Consider the following 22523-nt stretch of genomic DNA (forward strand, 5'->3'; position numbering starts at 1 on the left):
TGACGAATGCAGGTGCCCGCTGTGTCTGGGTTCTGGTGCAACTGTGAGTCTGTGGCCTGATATGCTCTAATATAAGACGATAGTATATGACAGTCTTTGAGCAAGCCTCGCAAAAACACAGCTCGCAGGGCTGGGTGACAAGCCTGCTGGCAGTCTGGCAAACCCGTCCAGGCGAAGCATTGACTTGGGGTGTTCTGGCGGGTGTCTGCCGGGCCAAAGTAGTATCCAATAAATACAAAGCGGGACTTTATGCAGGAACTACGTGACGCGGGCGTTATGTTGCGCCTCATTTACGAGGCGATGAAAGCGAAGGGTATTGACACCGATCTCATTTTTAGCCGGCTGGGTGTCAACGCGGATTATGTTTACACAGAACAGCTCCGCACTCCCCACAGTGCGCAGACGTTTTTCTGGCAGGCTGTAGAGGACGTCTCCGGAGACCCTGATATCGGGCTGCATCTTGGGCAGCTTCTTCCAGTCTGCAAAGGGCAGGTTCTGGAATACCTGTTTCTCAGCAGCTCCAACTTCGGCGAAGGTCTGCGGCGGGCACAGAATTACCAGCGCCTGCTCAGCGATGCGGCGAATACAGATTTTTTCATTGAAGGCGATAATGCCTGCATGGTGCTGGATGCTGCTTCGGATGATATCCGGCGCCTGCGACATTTTAATGAGTGTTTTGTGCTGGGTCTGATAACGTTTTTTCGTTCGATTACTGAAGGTCAGTTTCACCCTTCACGAATCGAGTTTGAGCATGAGCGTAACGAAGGGCGCGAGCACGTTAAGGAAGTGCTGGACTGCGACGTAATATTCGGTGCTGAAGAAAACCGGTTGTATTTTCCCGTCAGCCTGCTTTCTCATGCCTCGCCTCACGCAGAACCGGAACTTCTGGACCTGCACGAGCGTTTTGCCAGCGAACAGGTTGCCCGTCTGGAGAAAAAGGATATTGTCGGGCAGGTAGAGCGGATTATCGCCGAGTTGCTTGATAGCGGTGACGTCACGCTGGATGCTGTGGCTACGCGGCTAGGTATAAAGCCCCGCACCCTGCGTACCCGGCTTACCGAGGCAGAAACCAGTTTTAATCAGGTGCTTGCGGATTTCCGCTATCGTCTCGCGCGGCAGCTGCTGGCGACGACGGATGAGTCTGTTGATGAGATTGTTTATCTGACTGGATTCTCGGAGCCAAGCACTTTCTATCGGGCTTTTAAGCGCTGGTCTGGAAAGACGCCGATAGAGTACCGGAAAACAGCGCAAGGTAAAGATGCGATGGTTGATGCCATGTAAAATGCTGTTTTCCGGATTTTTTCAGGAAATGCGTTGACATCATCAGGCACCTCTTTATAATGCGCTCTCGTTGTTACCGAGCAATCAGGCCCATGATTGCAAAGCCTTTTAAAGCAATCGGTTGCAACTTTGCGGAGCGGTAGTTCAGTTGGTTAGAATACCGGCCTGTCACGCCGGGGGTCGCGGGTTCGAGTCCCGTCCGCTCCGCCACTTTCAAAAAGCCGTTAGCTATTATTTAGCTAACGGCTTTTTTCGTTTCAGTTTCCAGTAAACTGCGACGCCCCTCTTTTAAAACGAGCACCTTCAGTTCGGCTGAAACCATGGATCCTGAATGCTTTCACTTGGCCATGGTTCGAAATTGTTTCCGGTGCTCTCCAGGACTGAGTTCAAACCAGCGGCGATAGGCTTTGTGTAGTGCTGCGGGGTTGGAAAAACCGAGAAGCCAGGCTATTTCGGATAATGACGTTTCAGTTTCCCGGATATAATCCCTTGCCAGCTGTTTTCTGGTGTCATCCATCAGTTCACGAAACCCGGTTTTCTCGGCGGAAAGCTGTCGCTGCAAGGTCCACGGCGTAATGCCCAGCTTCGAGGCAATCGTCTCAAGGCTTGGGGTTTCTCCTCTAAACAGAGGCGTGAGCAGGCCTCTTACCCGGTCTCCCGTTGTCCAGCCCCGCTGAATTTCCTGCATTTCCGTGTCACAAATCTGCACCAGCTTTTCGTGCATGGCTTGTTGCGCCTGTATTGTTCCCTGGTTCCATATGTCCTGTCTGACGGTCACGCTGTTCGTGGCTGCTCCGAATTGAACCGGGCAGCGAAACCAGGCCTCAAACAGTTCGTCCATGCCGATGGATGGATATTCTATGGTTACTCTTTCCAGCACATCCCATTGCCCGGTAACCGTGCGTAAAAACTGTGTCCATGCTCCGAGGACCGAGTCCACAACGAAATAATTAAAGGGGTTGTAGGGGCGGATGGAGTAGAACTGCAGCCTCCTTTTTTCCGGCTCTGCCTTTGGGATTCCACGACTATTTCGGCTGGTCAGCAAAGAATAGCGGATAAGTGTTTGTAAGGCGGCGCCGGCGGTGCCGGCTGATTCGCCCGCAAGTCCTGCAATACCAGCGTCAATAGGCCGGGACAAGGCCCCCGTGCGCAACCCAAGGGCAGTATTGCCGCAGGCTTCGATGGCAGCGTGGCCCAGCCTCATGAAGCGTGGAATGCTGATTCGGGCGGCAGGCGACGTGAGCGTCTGCTCGCTGAGTTGAAAGCGATGTGTCAGATCCTGCACGTTTACGCCCTCCGCTTCAGCGGCCCGGAGCAGTACGCAGACATAGAGAGCGCTGATGTCGCCGAGAGGATTGCGATTAGGGAAGGACTGAAGATCGGATGGATCCATGGCGGTTCGCTTCGGGTCTGTTGCCTGGGGATAATAGAATGTAATTCAGGGATATTGTTGAAGGCAACCCGCATCGGTAATTTAGGCATCATCAAAAGAAGTGGGGCGGTTAAGACCCCGCCAATGATCATTATGAGGAGCTCAGTTATGACCACCAACGCGACACCAGGCCTTGCCAAATATCCGCATTTGCTTGAGCCACTTGATCTGGGTTTCACCAAGCTGCGTAATCGAACGCTGATGGGGTCCATGCATACCGGGCTGGAAGAGGCAAAAAATGGCTTTGAGCGGCTGGCTGAGTTTTACGCTGAGCGCGCCCGGGGCGGCGTTGGCCTGATTGTCACAGGTGGTATTGGGCCCAACCCGGAAGGCGGCGTTTTTCAGGGCGCGGCCAAAATGACCAATGACGAAGAAGTGGAAAAGCACAAAGTCATCACCAGTGCCGTGCACAAAGCTGACGGCAAGATCTGTATGCAGATTCTTCATGCTGGTCGCTATGCCTATTCTCCAGCGCTGGTCGCACCCTCTGCTATTCAGGCACCCATCAATCCGTTCAAGCCCAAAGAGCTGGATGAAGCCGGCATTGAAAAGCAGATAGAAGATTACGCGGCATGTGCGCAGCTTGCTCAAAAGGCCGGTTATGACGGCGTCGAGATCATGGGTTCTGAAGGCTACTTCATTAACCAGTTTATTGTTGCTCACACCAACCACCGCACAGATCAGTGGGGCGGCAGCTATGAGAATCGCATCCGTCTGCCAATCGAAATTGTGCGTCGCGTTCGGGAGCGGGTCGGAGAAAACTTCATTCTGATTTACCGCCTTTCTATGCTTGATCTTATTGAGGACGGCAGTACCTGGGAAGAAGTGGTGCACCTGGCCAAGAAAATTGAAAAAGCAGGTGCCACCATTATCAATACCGGTATCGGCTGGCATGAAGCACGTGTGCCCACCATTGCAACCTCTGTTCCCCGTGGTGCTTTCACCAAGGTAACCGCGCGCCTCAAAGGTGAAGTCAGCATTCCATTGGTCACCACAAACCGGATCAACATGCCGGGTGTTGCCGAAAAGATTCTCGCGGAAGGTGATGCGGATATGGTGTCCATGGCTCGCCCATTCCTGGCGGATGCGGATCTGGTGCTGAAAGCCGCTGAAGATCGGGCCGAAGAGATCAACACCTGCATCGGTTGTAATCAGGCGTGCCTGGATCACACCTTTGGTGGCAAGCTGACTTCGTGCCTGGTAAACCCGCGCGCCTGCCACGAAACCGAGCTCACCTATGTAAAAACCACATCGCCCAAGTCAATTGCTGTCGTGGGTGCCGGGCCTGCAGGGATGGCTTTTGCATCGGTTGCGGCAGAGCGAGGTCATAAAGTGACGCTGTTTGATTCGGGCAAAGAGATCGGTGGCCAGTTCAACATCGCCAAACTGATCCCGGGCAAAGAGGAGTTTTACGAAACTTTGCGCTACTACCGTGTGATGCTGGACAAGCACGGCGTAGATGTGAGGCTCGAAACCCGCGTGAGTGTCGACGACCTGAAAGCCGGCAGCTTCGATGAAGTTGTGCTGGCAACCGGCGTTGCGCCCCGGATACCGGATATTGATGGTATTGATCACCCGAAAGTGATCGGCTATCTCGACGCTCTGCTGGAGCGCAAGCCCGTGGGTCAGAAGGTTGCGGTTGTGGGTGCCGGTGGTATCGGTTTTGATGTGTCCGAATTCATCGTGCATAAGGGCACCTCTGCAGCACTGGATACTGATCACTTCATGCGAGAGTGGGGTGTGGATCTTACTGTTGAGCACCGAGGTGGTATTCAGGGCGTTAAGGCGGAAGTCCCCGAACCTGCCCGCGAAGTTTACCTGCTGCAGCGGAAGGCCTCGAAAGTTGGCAAAAACCTGGGCAAAACCACCGGGTGGATTCACCGGACGTCACTCAAAAACCGCAAAGTCCAGATGATGCCCGGTGTGACCTACCGCAAAATTGACGATGAGGGGCTGCACATCACGGTTACGCCCAAGGGCGCGGAGCAGGGCGAGGATCGGGTACTGCCGGTAGACACCATCATTCTCTGTGCGGGTCAGGAACCATTGCGTGAACTGCAAAGCGGCCTTGAAGCGGCCGGATTGCCCGTGCACCTGATTGGTGGGTCGGATGTGGCAGCAGAACTGGACGCGAAGCGCGCTATTGATCAGGGTAGCCGACTTGCCGCCAGTATCTAACCAAAGAGGCTGATCACAAAACGTTGCAGTTTTTCTCTTTGCACCGGAAACTCTCTGGCTAGACTATAAACTTTGAGTCTGCCAGAGCGTTTTTGGATTTTAGGGAGTCTGCAATGGTTTCTGCCGGCCAGGCAACGGACGATTATTCGGCGGTATTCTTTATCGAAGGCAACGAGGTGGCTCGCCAGATGCGTGCCAGCGAGTTTGGAGCCTTCCTTGATGGATATGTCGGCTTGTCGGATCTAGCTGAAACCGATGTAAAGGCTGTATTGGTGGATCTGAGCAGCGATCTTCTGGTGCGTGCTCTTGTATTTTTCCGTATCTGGTTTGATGAGGAAGGCAGAGCCGACAGCGGCTGGAACGTTCCCATTGAAGAGCTTGCTGCCGTCGGTGCCAAAGGCCCGAATATGGGTGGTGGAGCTATTCGTCTTGTGTGTCGCAGCCAATGCCCGAATCCCCAGTACGCCTCCGAGTTATGGGATCCGGATATGACGCCGGGCAATAACCATTTCCAAGTGATCCGCAAAGCCGTTAACGCGAATACCCTCAAGTTTCGTCGTGTTCAGCCTGAAGAAGAGGAAAACATCCCTGTGCTTCGTTCGGGGGAGGACGATTCCGCTTTAGCTGAAGAGTCTCGTACCGGTGCAGATCGTGCGCGTCTGGCACAGCTGATCCGCGAGCAGCGCCTGCGTATCAAGACTCTGCAAAGCGTCAACCGGGATATGCTTTCCGAAGTGCAGCGTGAACACCGGCTTGAGATGAACGCCCAGCGCAACGAGATCGCTGATATCAGTCAGAGGTACGAGCGCCAGCGCCTCAGCAACGAACAGCTGAAACACCGCCTGGCTGAGCGTAATCAGCAGTATCTGACCATGCAGGAGCAGATGGCTTCCGGTGGCGCAGGAAAAGATCGTGATGATGCCAATGTGAATGCTGAACTGGTATTGCTCAGGGAGCAGCTCGATCGTAAACGGCGCGAACTGGAGCTCAGGGATGAGAAAATTGGCGTCCTCGAGCAAGAAGCATATGAAATCCGGCACCGTGAGCCGCCTGAAAACTCGGTTATGAGTTATCTCAAGGGGCATTCTGTTTTCCTTGTGGCCTATCACCCGGGGGTTGGTCACCTGACCCTGCCTTACGATGATATCGAAGCCTACTTCCGTAACCCCACCGCCTATGCGTCAGAACGCCTTGGTATGAACGAGCCTTCGTACCTTCAATGGCTTGAACACTATGAGAATCCGGTGTGTCAGCACTCTGCCGAGAACGGAGACCTTTGTGGCGAACCTCTATTGCGGGTAAGCCAGCCGGGAGAATTCCGGCCTGGTCTTGATGACCGCTGCGAGAACCATCAGCCCTGAAAAAAGCGGCCTTTTCAGAGGCTCCGAAGAACTTTTTTCAGTATCGGGGTGACTTTCGTTAAACTGTAAGTCAGATTGATACGGGCGTCGGCGGGCTTGTCCGCTCTCGTCGTATTCCGACACCACAGGAAGCTTCATGGATCAGTTCAGGAACATAGGCGTTATCGGCCGGATGGGCAGCGTTAAAGTGGTTGAATCACTGCGCCAGCTCAAACAATACCTGGTCGCTAACCATTACCACGTTATCCTTGAGGAAGACACGGCCAGTATGTTGCCTGGCCATGGCTTGCAGGTTGCCAGCAAGAAATTGCTCGGCGAGATTTGTGATCTGGTTATTGTGGTAGGGGGCGACGGAAGCTTATTGGGCGCGGCCCGGGAACTGGCGAAATCAAAGATTCCGCTGCTCGGGGTAAACCGTGGGCGGCTAGGGTTCCTTACGGATATTTCTCCCTCAGACCTGGAGGAGCGCCTGGGCAAGGTGCTTGAGGGCGAATATATTGAAGAAACCCGCTTTCTGCTAGACGGGAACGTCGAACGCAATGGGCGGCCACTTGGTTTTGGTACCGCCCTGAACGACGTGGTGCTGCACCCGGGCAAGTCGACTCGAATGATCGGTTTTGATTTGTATATCGACGGCCACTTTGTATATAGCCAGCGTTCAGATGGATTGATTGTTTCTACGCCTACGGGCTCAACGGCCTACTCGCTTTCAGCGGGAGGGCCGATTATGCATCCGAAGCTGGATGCCATTGTACTGGTACCCATGTTCCCTCACATGCTTAGTAGTCGGCCGATTGTCGTTGATGGCAAGAGCGAGATAAAGCTGGTTATCGGGGAAACCAACGAGACCTATCCGCAGATCAGTTTCGATGGTCAGATGAACATTGCCTGTGCCCCGGGTGATATCATTCGCATTGCTAAGAAGCCCTTCAAAATTCGCCTGATTCATCCCAAGGATCATAATTTCTATGCCACCTGCCGCGATAAACTTGGCTGGGCAAGCGAAATAGCAGCGGGTTGATCATGGCTGGAAACAAACCTACCGCAAGCCGCGGTTATGACATTATTGGCGATATTCACGGTTGTGCGAACACGCTTGCGCGACTGCTTGAGCAGATGGGTTACAACAAAGTTAACGGGGTGTACCAACACCGCCGCCGTCAGGCCGTCTTTATTGGGGATATCATTGATCGCGGCCCGAGAATCCGGGAAGCCCTTCACCTCGTAAGGAATATGGTGGAGCGGGGTTCTGCGAGAATCGTAATGGGTAATCATGAGTACAACGCCCTTGGCTATTGCACTCGGGCCCGGGCGGGCAGCGGCAAAACATGGCTGCGTGAGCACAATTCCCGTCACGACCGACTGATCCGGGAAACCCTTGATCAGTTTGAAGCCCACCCATATGAATGGAATGACTTTCTTGAGTGGTTTTATACAATTCCACTGTTCATTGAGGAAGATGATTTTCGGGCGGTACACGCGTGCTGGGACAGTGAGCTCATTGAGAAATTCAAACAGTTGCAGGGCGGCGCCTTCATCGACGAAGACTTCCTTCACGCATCTGCTGCAATCGACTCTTTCGCAGGGCAGGTCATGGATACGCTGTTGCGGGGCACAGATTTGCGCCTTCCTCAGGGTATGAAAATCACCGGGCGTGATGGCTACGTTCGAGAGTTTTTCCGCACCAAATTCTGGGCGGATGACCCGAGCACCTATGCGGATGTTGTGTTTCAGCCCGATCCATTACCCGCAGAGGTGGCCAGCAGGGTTTTGGCTGAGCACGAACGTAAACAACTTATCAGCTATCCGTTGGACGCGCCTCCGGTGTTCGTTGGTCATTACTGGATGGAGAGCGAGCCGGCTCCGTTGAAATCCAACGTCGCCTGCATTGATTTCAGTGCAGTGAAATACGGCAGGTTGGTGGCCTACCGGATGGATGGTGAACGAGAGCTTTCCCGCGACAAGTTTGTCTGGGTTAATGTGGCTCGGGATCATCGCGATTCCCCGGATTATCCCACCAGTGAAGACAGCGTCGCCCGCTAGTGCGACTGTGTGAACGTCAGTTTGAACGCCCCACAAGGCAAGGTAGATTGTGTACCGAGTAAAGCAGTTGGATACCAGTGTAGATCTTGGCGGGTTCAGCCAGTGGCTGAAAGGCCAGGGAGTTCCTCATCGGATCAGTGAGGAGGGCGGTTTCCAGGTGCTATGGCTGGAAAACCCGGACCACGCAGAGCCTGTTCTGGAGGCTTTGGATCGATTTCTTGCCGAGCCGGAAGTTCGACAGGCGGTAGAGCATCATAATCGCTCGCCGGTGTTTGTAGCAGGGCGCTGGCAACCATCCCCGCGACACGCGCCTCTGGTATTGGCTATCATTGTGCTCGGTGTGTTGATGGCGTGGTTCACCGGTCTGGGCAGTAATCAGTTCACCGCCACTCTGATGTTTGTTGACCCCCGGGCTTATGACTGGGGCAGCATGGCAGAGCGCCTTGACGCGCTATCGGCCACGCTTGCTAGCGGCCAGGTCTGGAGGCTGTTCACGCCGGATTTCCTGCATTTTAGCTGGACTCACATCATTTTTAATTCTGTGATGCTGTGGTTTCTGGGCAGCCAGGTTGAATGGTTTGACGGCCGTGGCCGGCTGGTTGTGCTCTTTATCATAACCAGCCTTTTGTCCAACGGGCTGCAATATCTGATTTCCGGGCCTTTGTTTGGCGGCCTTTCCGGGGTTGTCTATGGCATCCTCGGCTATTGCTGGCTGAGCCAACGAACGCTCCCCAGGTTCCAGTTCCCACCGGCGCTGGTAACCTTTGCGGTGGTATGGATGGTGATCGGGTTTACACCCTTCCCTGAAATGCTGGGCCTGGGAAGTATGGCAAACGAAGCACATCTTGGCGGATTCGTTGCTGGCCTGGGGCTGGCGGCCATATTGCCTACCCGGAAAAAACAGCAGACATAAAAAAACCCCACCAGAAGTGGGGTATGAAAGAAGCAAATTGCTCCTGATGAGAGAGACCAAATGATACGACCGTCGTCACTTGGTATATTAATGATAATCATTATCGTTTGAGTCTGTCAAACGATTCCTCTATTTTTTAAAGAAGGTTTTTTCAGGAGAACCGGATGACCTACGAAGAACTTATCGAACGGCTCGATCCCAATGTTTATCAGAGCCTGCGCCAGTCCATTGCGCTCGGCAAATGGCCTGATGGCCGGAAGCTTACGCCGCAGCAGCGTGAGATCAGCCTGGAAGCCATTATTTACTATGAAAACCTGCATAACATTCCGGAGCAGGGGCGGGTTGGGTATCTCGACCGGGGCAGCAAAGCGGGCACGGAGTGTGATCCCTCGGTGCGTCGCAACCAGTCAGGCAATAATGACGTTGATCCCGATCAGTTTGTTGAGGTCAAGTCTTGACCAACCTTGTTGATGTAACCGGTCGGCTCAGGAAAATGCCTGCAGACGCGGGCAGACCCGTGTCTTATGTCCTGGCTGTGGGTGATGCCCGCGTGCCACTGAACGAGCTCATTGGCCAACCTTTACGCTTTGATTTCGAGGGTGTGATCCGCTGTATTCACTGCGACCGGGCAACAAAAAAGAGCTTTAACCAGGGCTTCTGTTATCCCTGTTTCCGCAAGCTGGCGGCTTGTGACAGCTGCATCATGAGTCCTGAGAAGTGTCATTATCATCTGGGCACCTGCCGCGAACCGGAATGGGGCGAGACCCACTGCATGATTGAGCATGTCGTTTATCTGGCCAACTCTTCAGGCCTGAAGGTAGGTATTACCCGTAGTTCTCAGGTGCCAACTCGCTGGATTGATCAGGGCGCGGTCGATGCGATTCCGATGTTCAGGGTGGCGACTCGTTATCTTTCCGGCCTGGTTGAAGTGGCCTGTAAAGCTCATGTTGCTGACCGCACGAACTGGCGCGCCATGCTCAAAGGTGATGTTCCCGAGCTGGATCTTGTGCATGAGCGCCAGAGGATACTGGCACTGATTAAAGACGATATTGCCGCGTTGCGGGAAGAGCATGGTCAGGATTCCATCCGTGAAGTGGATGAGCAGGGGCTTGATCTGAGTTACCCCGTGCAGACCTGGCCGGAGAAAATCAAAACCCATAATCTGGACAAAACGCCGGAAGTGGAGGGGGTTCTTGAGGGCATTAAAGGCCAGTACCTGATCCTCGACACCGGTGTGATCAATATCCGCAAGTTCACCGGTTATGAAGTCCGTTTCCGGGTAATGAGTGCTTAAAGCATCCTTTGCTCGCCCGTTCTGACAATGCCTGCCTGGTCTGTTTTGGACCGGCCGCAGGCTGAGAAATCTGGAGACAACCAATGCGCACCGATCAGCCAAAAACCATCTACCTGAGCGAATACAAAGTGCCCGCGCACCTTGTGGATACTGTCGACCTTCGCTTCGAACTCTTTGAAGATGGCGCAAGGGTGCACAGCACTCTGTCCGTGCGCCGCAACCCGGAATCCGCTGAAGTGTCTGCACCGCTGACGCTGGACGGAGACAGCTTGAAGCTGGAGCATGTTGCACTCAATGGCGAAGAGCTCGCGGCGAGCGACTACGAAGAAACCGAAGATCAGCTGGTGATTGCAAAAGTGCCGGCTCAGTTCGAATTGACGGTCGTGACCTGGATTGAGCCTCAGAACAACACCCGCCTCGAAGGGCTGTATAAATCGTCCGGTATGTTCTGTACCCAGTGTGAAGCTGAAAGCTTCCGATGCATCACCTATTTCCCGGATCGGCCCGATGTGATGGCTCGTTACCGCACCCGGATCGAAGCGGATAAAAGCAGCTGCCCGGTGTTGCTGTCCAATGGCAATGATGTGGAGAAAGGCGATCTTGAGAATGGTCGCCACTTTGTCACCTGGGAAGACCCGTTTCCCAAACCCAGCTACCTGTTTGCCCTGGTGGCGGGCGATTTGGTCGAAAAAAAGGATACCTTCACAACCTGTTCCGGCCGGGGTATCGATTTGCGCATCTTTGTTGAACCCCGCAATGCAGCAAAGTGTGAGCATGCTATGGATTCCCTCAAGCGCTCCATGCGCTGGGATGAGGAGACCTACGGTCGCGAATACGACCTCGATATATTCATGATCGTCGCCGTGGACGATTTCAACATGGGGGCCATGGAAAACAAGGGCCTGAATATCTTTAACTCCTCATGCGTACTGGCCAGCCAGGAGACCGCGACCGACCTGGCCTTCCAGCAAATTGAGGCCATTGTTGCCCATGAGTATTTCCATAACTGGTCTGGCAACCGGGTAACCTGCCGTGACTGGTTCCAGTTGAGCCTGAAAGAAGGGTTCACCGTGTTCCGGGATGCTACCTTCTCGGCAGATGTGGGCTCACCAACGGTGAAGCGCATTGAAGACGTAACACTGCTCCGCACTGCGCAGTTTGCTGAAGATGCCGGTCCCATGGCTCACCCGGTACGCCCGGCTTCCTATATGGAGATTACCAACTTCTACACTCTGACCATCTACGAGAAAGGTGCAGAAGTTGTACGCATGATTCACACGCTGCTTGGGCCTGACTTGTTTCGCAAAGGCAGCGATTTGTACTTTGAGCGCCATGATGGCCAGGCGGTAACCACCGACGATTTTGTAAAAGCGATGGAAGATGCGTCCGGTCGGAATCTCACACAATTCCGGTTGTGGTATGAGCAGGCGGGCACGCCGATGCTGACGGTGTCAGATGACTATGATGCAAAGCAGGGTATTTATCGCCTGACCATTCAACAGTCCGTTCCGGATACCCCGGGCCAGACTGGCAAGCAACCTCAGCATATTCCTTTTGCCCTGGGCCTGTTGGGCGCCAGTGGAGAGGCTTTGCCCCTTAGGCTTGAAAGCGCTCAGGGTGCCGCGAATGCGCCAGAAGAGAGTGTTCTTGAGTTGACCGAAGCGAGTCATACCTTTGAATTCCACGGGCTGGCGCAGAAGCCAGTGCCCTCGCTGCTGCGCCACTTCTCGGCGCCCGTGCGAGTGGTTTATCCCTGGAGCCGCGAACAGCTCGTGTTTTTGATGAGCCACGACCCTGATGGCTTCAATCGCTGGGATGCCGGTCAGCGTCTTGCCGTTGATGTAATTCAGTCGTTGGTTAGTTCCCCCGACGTTTCGGAGATTGAGCCACGACTGGTGGAGGCCTGCCGCGCTTTGCTCGGTGATTCGGCGCTTGATCAGGCGCTTGTGGCAAAAATGCTGCAGCTGCCTTCTGAGGCCTATCTGATTGAGCTGGCGGACAGTCCTGATGTTGCGGCTATTCACCGTGCCCGCGAACAGGTATTGAGTCACCTCGCAACCTCGTTGCGTGATGAGCTGGTTGCCTGCTATCACCGGAATGCCGGGGTTGGCACTTATGAGATTACACCTGAGTCCATTGCCCGCCGAAGCCTGAGAAACACCGCGTTGGCGTGGCTGCTGATGATCAATGACGATGCCGGACGCGAGCTGGCCCTGCAGCAGCTTAGTGATGCCGACAACATGACGGATCGGATGGGTGCACTGCGCGCCTTGGTCAATTCCGATTATGCGGATGAACGAAGCACGGCTCTGGCTGACTTCTATGAGCGATTCCAGGATGACCCTCAAGTAGTGGAGCAGTGGTTCTCGGTTCAGTCGTCCAGCGATCGCGCAGGCCAGCTGCCACAGATCCAGGCTCTGCTTCAGCATCCTGCATTTGACTGGAAAAATCCCAATAAGATACGTTCCGTTGTTGGTGTTTTTGCCGGTCAGAACCTGTCGGCCTTTCATAATCCGGACGGGTCAGGCTATTCGTTCCTGGCTGATCAGGTGTGTCGCCTCGATGACAGCAATCCGCAGATCGCGGCACGCTTGGTGACGCCGCTCACGCGCTGGCAAAAGTTTGCCCCGGCTTACAGCTCGCTGATGCGCTCGGCTCTGGAGCGAATCCGGGACAAGCCAGGGCTGTCCGCTGACCTTTACGAGGTGGTGCATAAGAGTCTCGAAGCCTGAGAATGGGCAAGGGAGATCCGGCTGTAATTATAAGCCCTTGATTGCAGCCGGATACAAAATCGCACTTTCGGTCGATAGACAACTTTGAGGGATCCGTTAACCTGTCGCAAAGCCTGCTTTTTCATCAGGTAACAATAAAAAGCCTTCTTAGGGGGTTCCAGTCGAATTCAGGGTTATATAATGAATTATAAAAAGAGTGCGATACTCGGGGGCCTGCTCGCCCTCTCGATAGCATCCTCTCCATCTTGGGCAGCGGTGTCTTCAGGTGAAGCTTCACGGCTCGGTCAAGACCTCACGCCGTTTGGTTCGATCAAGGCTGGAAACGACGCAGGTACTATACCAGCCTGGACCGGAGGCCTGACAGAGCCTCCCGCGGGCTATCAGGGGGCGGGGCAGCATCATATTGATCCGTTCCCGACTGACGAAGTGCTGTTCAGCATCAACGCGTCTAACAAGGATCGGTATGCCGAGCACCTCTCTGATGGTGTTCTTGCAATGCTTGAAACCTATCCCACCAGCTTCCGTGTGCCGGTGTACAAATCCCGTCGTACTCACGCGGTACCTGATTGGGTTGCAGAGAACACCAAGAAAAATGCGGTAAACGCAGAAGTTGTTGGCAAGGGCGAAGGCCTGAAAGGTGCCTATGGAGGCTACCCTTTCCCGATTATTCAGGGGAATAATGAGCAGAAAGCCTGGCAGGTGATCTGGAACCATCTGGTGCGGTGGCGCGGTGTCTCAGGCACTCGTAGATCAAGTGAAGTAGCTGTGCAGAGCGATGGCGACTATGCGTTGGTTACTTCCCAGCAAGAAGTCTTTTTTAATTTTTACAACCCCGAGGGCAGTGAAGATGAGCTGGACAACATCATTTTCTACTATCTCTCGTTTACCCAGTCTCCGCCCCGTCTTGCTGGTGGTGCGATTCTTATCCATGAAACCCTGAATCAGATCATCAACCCCAGGAATGGCTGGGGCTATAATGCCGGGCAGCGCCGTGTGCGCAGGGCTCCGAACCTGGGTTACGATTCCCCGATTGCGGCTGCAGATAATCTTCGGACTGCCGATGACACCGATATCTTCAATGGTGCACTGGATCGCTATAACTGGTCTTATGAAGGCCTGAAAGAAATCTACATCCCCTATAACAATTATCGACTCGGCGAAAAAGGCACTCCCTATTCCGAAATACTTGGTATTTCTCACCTGAACCCGGAGCTTACTCGCTGGGAACTTCATCGAGTGCATGTGGTTGAAGCCACATTGAAAGAGGGTGCGCGTCATATCTATCACAAGCGCCGTTTTTACGTAGATGAAGATAGCTGGAACACAGTTTTGCTTGATCAGTATGACGGGCGTGGCGCGTTATGGCGGGTTACTATGGGTTTTGCCAAAAATTATTATGAACTTCCAGGTGTGTGGACCGTGTTGGACGTCTATCATGATCTACAGGCCCGCCGTTATCACGTGCTTGGCCTGGATACGGAAGAGCCCAATACCCGGGTCTTCACAGAGGATGTTCCGAACAAACGCTATTTTTCTCCGTCCTCCCTGCGCCGCAGGAGTGTCCGTTAAGGCGGGCATCTTTCAGCAACGGGCTTATAGCAATTGCCCGGCTGCTGAAAGCGGCGCTCTGACATACTGGTAACTGTTGGAGCCGGTATGCTTACGGTTATTGCCGGTAGTGCCGGCCAGAGATATACAGTTAAAACAACATTATAGGCAATCTGAATGGCTAAAAGGTTGACGTGCAAGACTCTGGGGGCGGCCTGCCTCGGGCTTTCCATGGTTTGGTCCGCACCCGCGGCGTTTGCGCTTGCGGATATCATCGAAACACCGGCCCGGCAAACCGACCTGGCTCCCGTTAATCTCCTTAATGACGTAGTGCGTGCGGGTGACCGCATAGTCTCTGTCGGGGAGAGAGGGCACATCATTTACTCCGATGATGACGGGCAAACCTGGATGCAGAGCAGTGTTCCTGTCTCTGTAACGCTGACTGCCGTGTCCTTTGGATCTGAAACCCACGGCTGGGCCGTTGGTCACAGCGGTGTGGTGCTTCATACCGAGGACGCCGGGGAGAGCTGGAGTTTGCAGTTAACCGGCATTGATGCTGCCAAGCTGGCTATCGCCAGTAAGGAAGATCAGATTGCAGCGATGGAAGAGCGTATTGAAGAGGCACCTGAATCGGAAAAAAGCGATTTGGAGTGGGCGCTGGATGATTTGGTTTTCACCATGGAAAACATGCATTCAGATCTTGATATTGGCCCTGTAAATCCTCTGCTGGGCGTTTGGTTTGAAGATGACCAGCACGGATTTGTGGTGGGTGCCTACGGTATGATCCTGCGCACGGAAGACGGCGGTGAAAACTGGCGCGACTGGGCGCCGAAAATTGAAAATGATCGGAATTTTCATCTTAACAGCATTGCGCGTATAGCCGGCGGTGCACTTGTGATTGTTGGCGAGGCCGGGCAAATCCATGTTTCTGTGGACGGCGGGGACACTTGGGAACGGCGGGAAAGCCCTTACGAGGGTTCGCTATTCGGCGTAATCGGAACGGGTCAGGTCAACGAGATCTTAGCCTTTGGCTTGCGCGGAAACATGCTGTTTTCTACCGATCTGGGAATGAGTTGGCGCTTGGTTCCGAACAGTGCAGGTGCGACGCTTAACGATGGTGTCGTGGCTGATGACGGGCGGATAACTCTGGTCGGAAATGGCGGCACGGTGCTTATGAGTGGCAATGGCGCAGATTCATTCCGGGAGTATTTCCGTGGTGACCGGGCTGGCGTCATGGGCGTGGTTCCGGTTGCGGGAACCAACCTTCTTATCGTAGGTGAAGGCGGCGTAAAAATCACAGACGCTCGCGGAAAGAACCTTCAATAACGCCCTGATGTGGCACCAACTGAAAAAATAATAGAGGGGCTTTTGAATGTCCAACCCGAACCATGACAGGGGTGATCACTACCTGACAACGCCCAAAGCAGAGCCGTTTCTGGAGCGTCTGATTTTTAACAATCGGGCAGTTATTCTGATCGGCTTTTTGCTGTTGACGGTGTTTCTGGGCTACAACGCTGTAAAAATCCAGCCGGATGCCAGCTTTGAGCGGATGATCCCGCTTGAGCATCCGTATGTTATCAATATGCTGGACCACCGGAATGATCTGGAAAACCTCGGCAACTTCGTGCGCATCGCCGTGGAAACCAAAACCGGCGACATTTTCTCCGCAGAGTACATGGAAACGCTGAAGCAGATCACCGATGAGGTGTTCTATCTTGATGGGGTTGATCGCTCTGGCCTGAAAACCCTTTGGACATCAAACGTTCGCTGGGTGGAGGTAACCGAGCAGGGCTTCCAGGGTGGTACCGTCATTCCGGATGGCTATGACGGGTCGCCCGCAAGTCTGGAGCAGTTGCGCCAGAACATTCTTCGTTCCAACGAAGTAGGGCGGCTGGTTTCTGACAACTTCCAGTCCACAATTGTGTATGCTCCGTTGTATGAAAAAAATCCGGAGACAGGCGAGCCGCTGGACTATGCAACGTTTTCCCGCCAGCTCGAAGAAAAAATCCGGGATAAGTACAAAGAACAGAACCCCAATATCGATATTCATATTGTGGGTTTTGCCAAAAAAGTCGGTGATCTGATTGAGGGTATTGGCTCCATTGCCTGGTTTGCGGGCATCACGATCCTGCTGACGACCCTGCTGCTGTTCTGGTACTCCCGGAGTATTACCGGCACGCTGGTGCCTGTGTTTACCTCCATTGTTGCGGTGTTCCTGCAGCTGGGCGCACTAAGACTTCTGGGCTACGGTCTGGACCCATACTCGGTACTGGTGCCTTTCCTGGTCTTTGCTATTGGCATCAGTCACGGCGTACAGATTGTAAACGCCATGGCGGTCGAAGCCGCGAAAGGTTTCGATGCCGAGACCGCTGCCCGCCTCGCGTTCCGCGCGCTTTATATTCCCGGCATGCTGGCGCTGGTTTCCGATGCCTTCGGTTTCCTTACCCTGTTTTTTATCGAGATCGATGTTATCCGTGATCTGGCCATAGCGGCTGGTCTGGGTGTGGCTTTCGTTATCATCACCAACCTGGTGCTTCATGTTCTCATCATGTCCTACCTTGGTATTTCCAAAGGTGGTATTCGCCATGTGCAGAATCAGGGCGAAAAGCAGGATCGCAAATGGCGTTTGATGTCGTACTTCGCCCATCCCGGGGTTGCACCGATTTCGCTGCTCATTGCCGTGATTGGGTTAGGGCTTGGTCTTTACTACAAGCAGGGCCTGAAGGTAGGGGATCTTGATCAGGGTGCGCCTGAGCTTCGTGCCGACTCGCGCTACAATCTGGATAACGCTTACATCATCGATAACTATTCCACCAGTGCAGATGTGCTGGTCGTGATGGTCAAAACGCCAGAAGAGCAATGCACCCAGTACAATGTTTTGCGGGCCATGGATTCACTGCAGTGGGAACTGCAGAACACGCCGGGCGTGCAGTCCTCTGTCTCGCTTGCGGACGTTTCCAAGATCGTAACCAAGGCTCTGAATGAGGGTAACTGGAAGTGGTATGAGATTTCCCGCAACCAGACCATCATCAACGCGTCCATCCGTGAGGCACCATCCGGTCTTATCAACACCAACTGCAGTCTGACTCCGGTCCTGGTGTTCCTGGAAGATCACAAAGCAGAAACGCTTGAAACCGTGGTTGAGAGAGTTGAGGTGTTCGCCGAGGCAAACAGCGATGAAGATCACACCTTCCTGCTGGCAGCAGGTAACGCAGGCGTTGAAGCGGCGACCAACGAGGTTATTGCCAATGCCAAGGATATGATGCTTATCCTGGTTTATAGCGTGGTGAGCCTGATGTGCTTGGTTACCTTCCGCTCCATACGGGCTGTGCTGTGTATTGTGGTTCCGCTGGGGCTGACGTCGGTTCTCTGTGAGGCAATCATGTCTGTGTCGGGTATCGGTATCAAGGTGGCAACTCTGCCGGTTATTGCACTTGGTGTAGGTATTGGTGTGGACTACGGCATCTATATCTACAGCAAGCTGGAAAAATATTTGCTGGAAGGTAAAACGCTTCAGGATGCCTATTTCGAGACCCTGCGTTCAACTGGTAAGGCTGTCATATTTACCGGTATAACGCTCGGGCTTGGCGTAGTAACCTGGATCTTCTCGCCGATCAAGTTCCAGGCGGACATGGGTTTCCTGCTGTTCTTCATGTTCCTCTGGAATATGGTTGGAGCAATCTGGTTGCTGCCCGCGCTCGCGCGCTTCCTGCTGCGGCCGGATCAAATGATCGCGAAAGCACGCGCTGCAAAATAGAAATTGAAGCCAGTTACAAAAAGCCCGCATTGCGGGCTTTTTGTTGTTTGCTCAATTGGTTAGCGTCCTAATCCATACTTTATTTATCGTATAAATTGGTCTATGTTCTATGATGAGCGTGATACTTGCCCGCTTGCTCAGGCGGGCAGTTGATGACAACGATGAAAATAAGGAATGATCCACATGACACTGAAACTTAAAGCCTCCGCATTTGCAGTTGCTGCGGCTGTCAGCCTGGGAGCTGCCTCTACCGCAGTTTCCGCGCAGGAACAACGCTTTGTAACTATCGGAACCGGTGGCGTCACCGGTGTTTATTATCCGGCAGGTGGTGCTATTTGCCGTTTGGTCAATATGGACCGTAAAGAGCACGGTATCCGTTGCTCTGTAGAGAGTACGGGCGGCTCCGTATACAACCTGAATGCTATCCGACAGGGCGAACTTGATCTCGCGGTTGCCCAGTCTGACTGGCAATACCACGCATATAACGGCACTAGCCAGTTCAAGGACGATGGTCCTAACACAAAGCTGCGGGCCGTATTCTCCCTGCATCCCGAGCCGTTCACCGTAGTGGCCAGTAAAGGTTCCGGTATCAAGAGCTTTGAGGATCTCGCCGGCAAGCGGGTCTCCGTCGGCAATCCGGGTTCTGGTCAGCGCGCTACAGCCGAGGTGCTGATGGATGAAATGGGCTGGACCATGGACAAGTTCTCTCTGGCAGCCGAGCTCAAGGCCGCTGAGCAGTCCCAAGCCCTGTGCGATGGTAATATAGATGCCTTCTTCTACACCGTGGGCCATCCATCCGGTGCTATCAAGGAAGCAACTACTTCGTGTGACAGTGTTCTGGTGAACGTGGATAATAAAGCATCCAGAAAGCTGATTGATGACAATCCATACTATCGGAAAGCGATCATTCCCGGTGGCATGTATCGTGGTTCTGATGACGACGTGACCACCTTTGGTGTGGCAGCGACGTTTGTATCGTCTACTGATGTGCCCGACGAAGTGGTATACGAAGTGGTTAAGGCAGTGTTTGAAAACTTTGACAGCTTCAAGCGCCTGCATCCGGCCTTTAATAACCTGAATAAAGAAGAAATGGTATCCGACGCGCTGAGTGCACCCCTGCACCCGGGCGCCGTTAAGTACTACAAAGAAGCTGGCCTGATCCAGTAAGTCTGACCCCTGCCGCCGGAGCACCGCATGAGTGCCCGGCGGTCATTCCGCTTACCCGATTACTCATTAACAGGACCCTGCTATGACCGATAGCGAGCCGAAATCCGGGGGTGCCATCAACCAACAGGGCGTGGAACAGTTCCTTCAAACCGAAACCGGGGGAAGGGCGGCCACCGGGCCTGCTGCCATTGTTCTGTTCACGGTGCCTTTGCTGTGGTCTCTTTTTCAGCTATGGATAGCCTCGCCACTGCCCTTTATTCTGGAATTCGGTGTATTTAACTCCACCGAAGCCCGCTCTATCCACCTGGCGTTCGCTTCGTTTCTGGCGTTTGCTGCCTTTCCCATGTTCAAAGGCAGGCACACCAACCACGTGCCCTTTTACGACTGGTTTCTGGCGTTTGGCGCGGCGTTTACCGCCTCTTATCTTTACGTTTTCTATGACCAACTCTCTAGTCGTCCTGGCGCACCTGAAACTCAGGACCTGGTTGTTGCCCTGACCGGTCTGGTATTCCTGCTGGAAGCTACCCGCCGCTCACTGGGCCTACCGCTTGCAGTGGTTGCTACTGTGTTTATTATTTACGCCCTGGGCGGGCCTTTCATGCCCGATGTTATTGCTCACAAGGGCGCCAGCCTGAGTAAGTTGGCTTCGCACATGTGGCTGGGCACCGAAGGCGTATTTGGCGTGGCACTGGGCGTGTCCACCAGTTTCGTTTTCCTGTTTGTGCTGTTTGGTGCACTACTGGAGCGTGCCGGCGCCGGTAATTACTTTATAAAAGTTGCTTACGCCATGCTTGGTCACATGCGCGGTGGTCCTGCCAAAGCGGCGGTGGTGGCCAGTGGCCTTAGCGGTATTATTTCCGGTTCATCCATCGCCAACGTTGTCACCACCGGCACCTTCACCATCCCGCTGATGAAGAAAGTGGGTTTTCCGGCAACAAAAGCCGGCGCTGTGGAAGTGGCCGCCTCGACCAACGGTCAGCTGACGCCGCCGATCATGGGCGCCGCCGCGTTCTTGATGGTCGAATACGTGGGTATTTCTTACCTTGAAGTGATCAAGCACGCCATTCTGCCGGCGATGATTTCCTATGTGGCGCTGATTTATATCGTGCACCTGGAAGCCTGCAAGATGAACATGAAGGGCGTTGAGCGGCTCAACAAGCCGACTCTGGCCCAGCGCATGCTGATGTGGGTGATGATTCTGTTGGGGCTGAGCGTGCTTACCCTGGTGGTGTATTACGGCGTTGGCTGGACGAAAGATGTGTTCGGCAGCGCTGCTATGTGGGTGCTTACGCCGCTAATGGTAGCAATCTACATTGCGCTTGTGGGTTATGGAGCGCGCTTCCCTGATCTGGAAGAAGATGACCCGGATTCACTGATGGACAAGTTGCCACCGGTAGGGGATACGGTAAAAACCGGTTTGTACTTCCTGTTACCGGTCGTGGTGCTGGTATGGTGCCTGACGGTAGAACGTTTCTCGCCGCAGCTGTCGGCCTTCTGGGCCACGGTGTTCATGGTATTTATCATCGTTACCCAGCGCCCGCTGAAAGCGTTCTTCACCAGCCGTGACCAACCGGGCGGTGCCCATTACCTGGGCGGCCTGAAGCAAGGCGGTGCTGACCTGACGCACTCGCTGGTCACCGGCGCACGCAACATGGTGGGTATTGGTGTCGCCACCGCCACCGCTGGCATCGTGGTAGGTACGGTCACGCTAACCGGTATTGGCCTGGTGATGACCCAGTTTGTGGAATTCATCTCCGGCGGTAACCTGCTGTTGATGCTGGGCTTCACCGCCATTATCAGCCTGATACTGGGCATGGGCTTGCCAACCACGGCCAACTACATTGTGGTGTCTACCCTGATGGCCCCGGTTATTGTCACCCTGGGCGCGGAAAATGGCCTGCTGGTGCCATTGATTGCGGTGCACCTGTTCGTGTTTTACTTCGGTATTCTTGCCGACGATACGCCGCCGGTGGGCCTTGCCGCCTACGCCGCGGCCGCCATATCGGGGGCAGACCCGATACGAACGGGTATACAGGGCTTTACCTACGACATACGAACCGCCATCCTGCCGTTCATGTTCATCTTCAACACCCAGTTGTTGCTGATCGGGCTGACAGGCTGGTTCGACCTGCTGGTAACAATATTCAGCGCGGTCACCGCCATGCTGGTGTTCTCTGCAGCCACCCAGGGGTTCTGGTTCACCAAAACCCGCTGGTGGGAAACTATTGGCCTGCTGCTGATTACGTTCACCCTGTTCCGCCCCGGCTTCTGGTGGGATGAAATCTACCCGCCAACCAACGACCGTCCCGGCGTGGAGCTGCTTCAGCATGTAAATGAAGTAGCGCCGGGTCAGCCGATCATCCTGCGGGCCTCGGGTATGTCCCTATCTGGCGATGAAACCTCGAAGTATCTTCAGTTACCACTGCCAGCGGCGGATACGCCTGAACAGCGGTTGGCGGCAGCCGGGCTGGAAGTATCCCCGTCGGGCGAGGTAATGAACGTGGAGTTCGTCAGCTTTAGCAGCGATGCGGGAAAAGCCGGGCTCAGTTTCGGCTGGACCATCGACACCGTGCAGGTGGAAAACCCGCGACCGCCAAAAGAGCTGATGTTCATCCCCGCACTGATGTTGCTGGGCCTGCTGGCCTTTACACAATTGCGACGCAGGGCCGGTGAAGGTGAACGTCCAGCGTTCGTGCCATCGCGCTAAGCCAGCGGGCACGGCAAACAGGGCTCTAGGCAAAACCCGGCATTAACCTGCCGGGTTTTTTTCTGCTAGACTTGCTGCCATTCTTGGCACCGCGGTTTGTATCGTGGCGG

15 protein-coding genes and 1 tRNA gene are annotated in these 22523 nt (G+C 54.2%); 15 read left to right on the forward strand and 1 reads right to left on the reverse strand.

Annotated features, from left to right (window positions below):
• Positions 1 to 249 precede the first annotated feature (249 nt).
• A complete protein-coding gene (locus BUA49_RS15700) occupies positions 250 to 1281 on the forward strand; it encodes an AraC family transcriptional regulator (protein ID WP_072799312.1) in 1032 nt (343 codons plus the stop codon).
• Between the two features lie 133 nt (positions 1282 to 1414).
• Positions 1415 to 1491, forward strand: a tRNA-Asp gene (locus tag BUA49_RS15705).
• A gap of 127 nt (positions 1492 to 1618) precedes the next feature.
• Here BUA49_RS15705 and BUA49_RS15710 read toward each other — a convergent pair.
• Positions 1619 to 2674: an AraC family transcriptional regulator gene (locus BUA49_RS15710; RefSeq protein ID WP_072799314.1), complete on the reverse strand. Its 1056-nt coding sequence runs from the start codon at positions 2672 to 2674 to the stop codon at positions 1619 to 1621.
• 147 nt (positions 2675 to 2821) lie between these two features.
• Between BUA49_RS15710 and BUA49_RS15715 the strand changes: the two genes are divergently transcribed.
• The 13 genes from BUA49_RS15715 to BUA49_RS15775 all read left to right on the forward strand — a co-directional run bounded on the left by BUA49_RS15715 (position 2822) and on the right by BUA49_RS15775 (position 22413).
• Complete coding sequence (locus BUA49_RS15715) at positions 2822 to 4891, forward strand: NADPH-dependent 2,4-dienoyl-CoA reductase (protein ID WP_072799315.1); 2070 nt, start codon at positions 2822 to 2824, stop codon at positions 4889 to 4891.
• Between the two features lie 113 nt (positions 4892 to 5004).
• The gene (locus tag BUA49_RS15720; protein ID WP_072799317.1) at positions 5005 to 6252 is read left to right on the forward strand and encodes a DNA repair protein; all 1248 of its coding nucleotides are present in this window, start codon (positions 5005 to 5007) and stop codon (positions 6250 to 6252) included.
• Positions 6253 to 6388: 136 nt separating this feature from the next.
• Entirely contained in the window at positions 6389 to 7273 is an 885-nt protein-coding gene (locus BUA49_RS15725; protein WP_072799318.1) for an NAD(+) kinase, read from the forward strand.
• Between the two features lie 2 nt (positions 7274 to 7275).
• The gene (locus BUA49_RS15730; RefSeq protein ID WP_072799320.1) at positions 7276 to 8295 is read left to right on the forward strand and encodes a metallophosphoesterase; all 1020 of its coding nucleotides are present in this window, start codon (positions 7276 to 7278) and stop codon (positions 8293 to 8295) included.
• 49 nt (positions 8296 to 8344) lie between these two features.
• Positions 8345 to 9208, forward strand: coding sequence for a rhomboid family intramembrane serine protease (locus BUA49_RS15735; protein ID WP_072799322.1), 864 nt, complete (start codon positions 8345 to 8347; stop codon positions 9206 to 9208).
• Positions 9209 to 9372: 164 nt separating this feature from the next.
• Positions 9373 to 9666, forward strand: a complete 294-nt coding sequence (locus tag BUA49_RS15740) for a YeaC family protein (RefSeq protein ID WP_072799323.1) — start codon at positions 9373 to 9375, stop codon at positions 9664 to 9666.
• A 35-nt stretch (positions 9667 to 9701) separates the two neighbouring features.
• The gene (locus BUA49_RS15745) at positions 9702 to 10502 is read left to right on the forward strand and encodes a DUF2797 domain-containing protein (RefSeq protein ID WP_407656718.1); all 801 of its coding nucleotides are present in this window, start codon (positions 9702 to 9704) and stop codon (positions 10500 to 10502) included.
• Between the two features lie 83 nt (positions 10503 to 10585).
• The gene (gene pepN, locus BUA49_RS15750) at positions 10586 to 13234 is read left to right on the forward strand and encodes an aminopeptidase N (RefSeq protein WP_072799327.1); all 2649 of its coding nucleotides are present in this window, start codon (positions 10586 to 10588) and stop codon (positions 13232 to 13234) included.
• Positions 13235 to 13414: 180 nt separating this feature from the next.
• The gene (locus BUA49_RS15755) at positions 13415 to 14803 is read left to right on the forward strand and encodes a DUF1329 domain-containing protein (RefSeq protein ID WP_072799328.1); all 1389 of its coding nucleotides are present in this window, start codon (positions 13415 to 13417) and stop codon (positions 14801 to 14803) included.
• Positions 14804 to 14959: 156 nt separating this feature from the next.
• Positions 14960 to 16108: a WD40/YVTN/BNR-like repeat-containing protein gene (locus BUA49_RS15760; protein WP_072799330.1), complete on the forward strand. Its 1149-nt coding sequence runs from the start codon at positions 14960 to 14962 to the stop codon at positions 16106 to 16108.
• 46 nt (positions 16109 to 16154) lie between these two features.
• Entirely contained in the window at positions 16155 to 18539 is a 2385-nt protein-coding gene (locus BUA49_RS15765; RefSeq protein WP_072799332.1) for an efflux RND transporter permease subunit, read from the forward strand.
• Between the two features lie 183 nt (positions 18540 to 18722).
• Complete coding sequence (locus BUA49_RS15770) at positions 18723 to 19706, forward strand: TAXI family TRAP transporter solute-binding subunit (RefSeq protein WP_072799333.1); 984 nt, start codon at positions 18723 to 18725, stop codon at positions 19704 to 19706.
• An 82-nt stretch (positions 19707 to 19788) separates the two neighbouring features.
• The gene (locus tag BUA49_RS15775) at positions 19789 to 22413 is read left to right on the forward strand and encodes a TRAP transporter permease (protein ID WP_072799334.1); all 2625 of its coding nucleotides are present in this window, start codon (positions 19789 to 19791) and stop codon (positions 22411 to 22413) included.
• Positions 22414 to 22523 lie beyond the last annotated feature (110 nt).

Source organism: Marinobacter antarcticus (assembly GCF_900142385.1).
Taxonomy (GTDB): domain Bacteria; phylum Pseudomonadota; class Gammaproteobacteria; order Pseudomonadales; family Oleiphilaceae; genus Marinobacter; species Marinobacter antarcticus.